Raw genomic sequence first — 6,100 nt, forward strand, 5'->3', positions numbered from 1 at the left:
TATCTGGAATTGTTTACGCACGTGCAGAAATCGCGCATTTTCGCCGATAGCAAAACTTTCCCCGACTGCGCGCCAAAGCAGGACCCGCTGGATATCTTGATCCACTACCGGCGGGTGAAGCGTCAGCGAGGATTCGACCTGCGCCAGTTTGTTGAAGAGCACTTCTGGATGCCGGACAACCGCACTGACAACTACGTGTCCGATCCCTGTAGATCGCTGAAAGAGCATATCGATCACCTCTGGCCCGTACTCACCCGCGAGCCGCAAGACCATATTCCCTGGTCATCGCTGCTGGCGCTGCCGCAGTCTTATATCGTGCCCGGCGGACGCTTTAGCGAAACCTACTACTGGGACTCCTACTTCACGATGCTGGGGCTGGCGGAAAGCGGCCGCGAAGACCTGCTGAAATGTATGGCGGACAACTTCGCGTGGATGATTGAGACCTACGGGCATATCCCCAACGGCAACCGCACCTACTATCTCAGCCGCTCTCAGCCGCCGGTGTTTGCCCTGATGGTAGAGCTGTTTGAGGAGGATGGCGTGCGCGGTGCGCGGCGCTACCTGGATCATCTGAAGCTGGAATACCAGTTCTGGATGGACGGCGCTGACTCATTAATCCCCAATCAGGCCTATCGCCACACGGTACGTATGCCCGACGGATCGTTACTCAATCGCTACTGGGACGACCGCGATACGCCGCGGGATGAATCCTGGCGGGAAGATGTGGAAACGGCAAGACACTCGGGGCGCCCGGCCAACGAGGTATACCGTGACCTGCGCGCCGGCGCGGCCTCCGGCTGGGACTATTCCAGCCGCTGGCTGCGTGATATCACCCGGCTGGCGAGCATCCGTACCACCCAGTTTATTCCAATCGATTTAAACGCCTTTTTGTTCAAACTGGAAAACACCATCGCCAATCTTTCCGGCCTGAAAGGCGACCGCGAAACAGAAGCCGCTTTTCGCCAGAAGGCCAGCGATCGCCGGTCAGCGGTAAACCGCTATTTATGGGATGAAGAGGGCGGCTGTTTTCGTGATTACGACTGGCGACGCGAACAGCAGGCGCTCTTTTCCGCCGCCAGCATCGTAGCGCTGTATGTCGGGATGGCCACGCACCAACAGGCAGACCGTCTCGCCGATGCGGTACGCGCTCGTCTGCTGACCCCCGGCGGCATCATGGCCACCGAATATGACAGCGGCGAACAATGGGATAAACCCAACGGCTGGGCGCCGTTACAGTGGATGGCGATACAGGGATTTAAACTGTACGGACAGGACCCGCTCGGCGACGAAATTGCCCACAGCTGGCTGCAAACGGTGAATCATTTTTACAAGCAGCACCATAAGCTGATTGAGAAGTACCACATCGCCAGCGGTGTTGCCCACGAAGGCGGCGGCGGTGAATACCCGTTACAGGATGGCTTCGGCTGGACGAACGGCGTGGTGCGTCGGCTGATAGGGCTGTACGGAGAACCCTTATAACCAGGTGCTGTTCCGACAATTCATGTCCTGCTATGGTCATAGCTTCTCATTCCGCAGGAATTGTTGTCATGACCGAATTGCTTACACCACGGCTGCACTGTTCACAGCTGAAGCAGGAGGACTGGTCTTTTTTTCTCGCTCTGCAGCGAGATCCGCAGGTGATGCTTTATATAGCCGATTCACGACCGCTGTCTGAAATCCGTGAGGCCTTCGATTCGCGTATTATCCCGTGGTCGCCTGGGGCACAACAGTGGCTGTGCCTGGTCGTGCGCGACAGGGAAACCCGCATACCGCTGGGTCTGACCGGCTATCAGCACCATGAAGGCGGTTGCGCCGAAGTGGGTTTTTTATTTACCCCGACCGCGCAGGGCCGCGGCTATGGTTATGAATCCCTGAGTGCGCTCTGTGATTTTGCTTTCAGCGTCGGAGGCGTGCGTCGACTGACCGCCACGGTCACCGCCGGAAACATAGCGTCACGAAATCTGCTGCAGAAAACCGGTTTCCTGCAGGAGGGTGAGCTGCGCGAATGCTACTGGCTGAACGGACGCTGGCACAATGACTGGCTGTTTGGCCTGCTGCGCCGCGATTATCACACGCTGAAGGTATAAGCGGGACGCTACGCCTCTCCGCGGCCGGAGAGGCTTTGACGATCACAGGAACATACCGCCGGAAACTTCTACGCGCTGCGCGTTCATCCATCTCAGATCATCGCTCAACAATGCTGCGATCGCATCACCGATGTCATCTGGCAGCCCTACCCGACCCAACGCCGTTTGCGCAGCAATATGCTGATTAACCTGAGCATTATCCCGCACCATTCCACCACCAAAATCGGTTTCTATCGCCCCTGGCGCGATAATGTTGACGGAAATCCCGCGCGCCCCCAGCTCCTTCGCCTGGTAGCGGGTCAACACCTCCATCGCCCCTTTCATCGCCGCATAGGCGGCATAGCCAGGCAGTGCGAAGCGGGCTAGCCCGCTCGACACGTTGAGGATACGCCCCTTCTCCGCCAGAAGCGGCAGCAGACGCTGGGTCAGGAAGAACGGACCTTTAAACTGGATGTTCATCAGCTCATCAAATTGTGCTTCGCTGGTCTCCGCAAAGGGGACGTTTATACCGATCCCGGCATTGTTTAATAAATAATCAAAGGTGTCTCGTTGCCAGCGTTGTTGCAACAGCTGAGCCACATTCTGAGCAAAAGCCTCAAAGCTCGCCGTATCACCGACGTTCAACGCTAATGTCGCTGCTTTCACTCCTTTTTTTTCAATTTCATCCACAACTTCCTGAGCAGCCTGCGGGTTGCTATGCCAGGTGAGAATAATATCGGTTCCCTTCTCTGCCAGCTTCAGCGCTGCATTTTTTCCCAGTCCACGGCTGCCGCCAGTCACTAAAGCAATACGTTGTGTCATCAGAAACCCCCTTCTCAGTTGCGTTTGTCTGGTGAAAGAGCTTATTAGCTGACGTTGAAACAATAAATGCGCTAAATTACGTTTTACTGTTTCATTATTAATAACAATAGGGTTTCGGTATGGATAAAATTCACGCAATGCAGCTGTTCATCCGCGTCGCGGAGCTGGAGAGTTTTTCCCGTGCCGCCGAAACCTTAAACTTGCCTAAAGGGAGCGTCTCGCGCCAGATCCAGGCGCTGGAAAACCATCTGGGGGTGCGCCTGCTGCACCGTACCACGCGCCGGGTTCAGCTCACCCAGGACGGAATGGTCTATTACGAACGCGCCAGGGATCTGCTCAGCAATCTCGATGAGCTGGACGGCATGTTTCAGCACGATCCGGCCACCATCAGCGGCCGCCTGCGGGTAGATATGCCGGTCGGACTGGCCAGAAAACTGATCATTCCGCGCCTGCCGGCTTTTTTGCAGCAGTATCCAGGTATTGAACTGGAGCTGAGCAGTAGCGACCGGTTGGTGGATGTGATTCGCGAGGGATTTGACTGCGTGGTGCGCGTTGGTACGCTGAAAGACTCCGGCCTGATCGCCCGTCCGCTGGGTAAGCTGACGCAAATTAACTGCGCCAGCCCGCAATATTTATCACGTTTCGGCTACCCGACCACACTCGACGATCTGGCCGATCACGCCCTGATCCACTATGCCAGCACCCCCGGCACCCGCCCGCTGGGGTTTGAGGTAATGAGCGATGGCGTCGTCCAGTGGGTGAAAACCGGCGGCACGCTTACCGTTAACAGCACGGAAACCTATCAGGCGGCCTGCCTGGCCGGGCTGGGCATTATCCAGGTTCCGCGTACCGGCGTCCGCGAAGCGCTGCGTATCGGCGAGCTGATTGACATCCTGCCGCAGTACCGCGCGGAACCGCTGCCGGTATCGCTAATCTATCCGCACCGACGCAATCTTTCCCGCCGGGTACATCTGTTTATGGAGTGGCTGGGGAGCGTGATGAAAGAGTACGTCGATTAAGCGACGCCGCCCTTTATCGGCTGAACCCAGGCTGTCGTTCGGAGGCTTCACAGGTCCATGAAGGATTTTGCGTATATAATTTTGAAGAATCTCGCGGTAAAGAAAGGAAGAAATCACTCATGACATCGGAAAACGACGCGAAACGCCCGACCCAGAATCCAGGCCAGCCGCCGGAAAAAAGCAAAAGCCCGCTGGCTGCCATCAACGACTCTGCCGTGGCGCAGAAGGCGAATCAGGCGTTAAAAACCGTCACCGGAACAGCAGAAAAAGTCCAGCGGAACCCGATTATTGCGCACCTGCTGCGCGCAGCCGAACGTTTTAACGACAGGATGGGAAACCAGTTCGGCGCGGCCATCACTTACTTCTCATTTTTGTCTATGATCCCCATCCTGATGGTCTCCTTTGCCGCTGCCGGTTTTGTTCTGGCCTGGCACCCGACGCTGCTGCAGGACATTTTCGATAAAATCCTGCTGAATGTCAGCGACCCCACGCTGGCCGCCACCCTGAAAAACACCATTAATACCGCCATCCAGCAACGCACCGCCGTTGGCCTGGTCGGTCTGCTGGTTGCGCTCTATTCCGGTATTAACTGGATGGGCAACCTGCGGGAGGCGATTCGTGCTCAGTCGCGCGACGTCTGGGAGCGAGCGCCGCAGGACCAGGAAAAGATCTGGATGAAATACTTCCGCGATTTTATCTCGTTGATCGGCCTGCTGGTGGCGCTGGTGGTGACGTTATCGATAACCTCCGTCGCCGGTTCCGCGCAGCAGATGATCATCTCCGCGCTTTACCTCGACAATATTGAGTGGTTGAAACCGGCCTGGCGACTGATCGGCCTCGCTATCTCAATCTTCGCCAACTATTTGCTGTTTTTCTGGATCTTCTGGCGTCTGCCGCGCCACCGCCCGCGGCGCAAAGCGTTAATTCGCGGTACTCTGATTGCGGCTATCGGTTTTGAAATCATAAAAATGATCATGACCTGGACGCTGCCTGCGCTGGTGAAATCGCCTTCCGGCGCCGCTTTTGGCTCCGTATTAGGTCTGATGGCCTTCTTCTATTTCTTCGCCCGCCTGACGCTGTTCTGCGCGGCATGGATCGCCACGGCCGACTACAAGGATGACCGTCGCATGCCGGGCAAAGTCCACGATTGATGCCGTATCGGGCTGAAAAAAGGTACAAAATTCAGCCCGAATCATCATTTCAGCAGATAAATCCAACATGTAACTTTTATTTAACTCAATCCTGGTTTTATCTACTATTATTTTATTTGTGTGAAGCATTTCATAGAAGTTATTTCTCCGGCACACAAATTATCCGCTTTTTGACCATTTTTTCGCCTGTCACGCCCTCTGTTACAGATTGAAATGTCCCTTTTGCTGTGGCTATATGGCCCTTCGTTCGCAAAAAATAAGAAAGATCTATGCAAGCCACAGCCACCACACTCGACAAGACGCAGGAAACCGCTCCGGTTAACTCGCGCAATAAAGTCGTCGTCGCCTCCCTCATCGGCACCGCCATTGAGTTCTTCGACTTCTATATCTATGCCACTGCCGCGGTGATCGTCTTTCCACATATTTTCTTCCCGCAGGGTGACCCGGCCGCAGCCACGCTACAGTCGCTGGCGACGTTCGCCATTGCCTTCATCGCCCGTCCGATTGGCTCTGCCTTATTCGGTCACTTCGGCGATCGCGTCGGCCGTAAGGTCACGCTGGTCGCTTCGCTGCTGACCATGGGGATCTCCACGGTGGTTATCGGCCTGCTGCCCGGTTACGAGAGCATTGGTATTCTTGCGCCGATGCTGCTGGCGCTGGCGCGCTTCGGCCAGGGGCTGGGGCTAGGCGGTGAATGGGGCGGCGCGGCGCTGCTGGCGACCGAAAACGCCCCGCCGCGCAAGCGCGCGCTGTACGGCTCTTTCCCGCAGCTCGGCGCGCCTATCGGCTTCTTCTTCGCCAACGGCACTTTCCTGCTGCTCTCCTGGCTGCTCACCGATCAGCAGTTTATGACATGGGGCTGGCGTGTACCGTTTATCTTCTCCGCCGTGTTGGTGATTATTGGGCTGTATGTGCGCGTGTCGCTGCACGAGACGCCGGTGTTCGCCAAAATCGCCGCCGCGAAGAAACAGGTCAAAATCCCGCTGGGTACCCTGCTGACAAAGCATGTGCGCGTCACCGTCCTCGGCACCTTTATCATGCT

The 6,100-nt window shown here is 56.4% G+C and carries 6 protein-coding genes; 5 read left to right on the top strand and 1 reads right to left on the bottom strand.

What is annotated here, in order from left to right; genetic code table 11:
* Both ACZAHD_RS20900 and ACZAHD_RS20905 read left to right on the top strand, forming a co-directional pair.
* Positions 1-1,479, top strand: a 1,479-nt coding sequence (locus ACZAHD_RS20900; RefSeq protein WP_462458463.1) for an alpha,alpha-trehalase, incomplete at its 5' end; no start/stop codon positions are given.
* A 68-nt stretch (positions 1,480-1,547) separates the two neighbouring features.
* Positions 1,548-2,087 carry a GNAT family N-acetyltransferase gene (locus tag ACZAHD_RS20905; protein ID WP_462458464.1) on the top strand — a complete coding sequence of 180 codons (540 nt, stop codon included), beginning with the start codon at positions 1,548-1,550 and terminating at the stop codon, positions 2,085-2,087.
* Between the two features lie 42 nt (positions 2,088-2,129).
* Here the strand turns inward: ACZAHD_RS20905 and ACZAHD_RS20910 are convergent, their stop codons facing one another.
* Entirely contained in the window at positions 2,130-2,888 is a 759-nt protein-coding gene (locus ACZAHD_RS20910) for an SDR family NAD(P)-dependent oxidoreductase (RefSeq protein ID WP_462458465.1), read from the bottom strand.
* A gap of 119 nt (positions 2,889-3,007) precedes the next feature.
* On the opposite strand from ACZAHD_RS20910, the gene ACZAHD_RS20915 reads away from it, so the two are divergent.
* The 3 genes from ACZAHD_RS20915 to ACZAHD_RS20925 all read left to right on the top strand — a co-directional run.
* Positions 3,008-3,907: a LysR family transcriptional regulator gene (locus tag ACZAHD_RS20915; protein WP_462458466.1), complete on the top strand. Its 900-nt coding sequence runs from the start codon at positions 3,008-3,010 to the stop codon at positions 3,905-3,907.
* A gap of 119 nt (positions 3,908-4,026) precedes the next feature.
* Complete coding sequence (yhjD, locus tag ACZAHD_RS20920; protein ID WP_462458467.1) at positions 4,027-5,058, top strand: inner membrane protein YhjD; 1,032 nt, start codon at positions 4,027-4,029, stop codon at positions 5,056-5,058.
* Between the two features lie 269 nt (positions 5,059-5,327).
* Positions 5,328-6,100, top strand: a 773-nt coding sequence (locus ACZAHD_RS20925) for an MFS transporter (protein WP_462458468.1), incomplete at its 3' end; no start/stop codon positions are given.

The sequence above is a fragment of the Raoultella sp. genome (genome assembly GCF_039594335.1).
GTDB lineage: Bacteria > Pseudomonadota > Gammaproteobacteria > Enterobacterales > Enterobacteriaceae > Klebsiella.

Excerpts from the sequence above, each read along its gene's own strand:
- ACZAHD_RS20915 (WP_462458466.1), top strand. The coding sequence starts at position 3,008 with ATGGATAAAATTCACGCAATGCAGCTGTTCATCCGCGTCGCGGAGCTG.
- ACZAHD_RS20905 (WP_462458464.1), top strand. The coding sequence starts at position 1,548 with ATGACCGAATTGCTTACACCACGGCTGCACTGTTCACAGCTGAAGCAG.
- ACZAHD_RS20910 (WP_462458465.1), bottom strand. The coding sequence starts at position 2,888 with ATGACACAACGTATTGCTTTAGTGACTGGCGGCAGCCGTGGACTGGGA.
- yhjD (WP_462458467.1), top strand. The coding sequence starts at position 4,027 with ATGACATCGGAAAACGACGCGAAACGCCCGACCCAGAATCCAGGCCAG.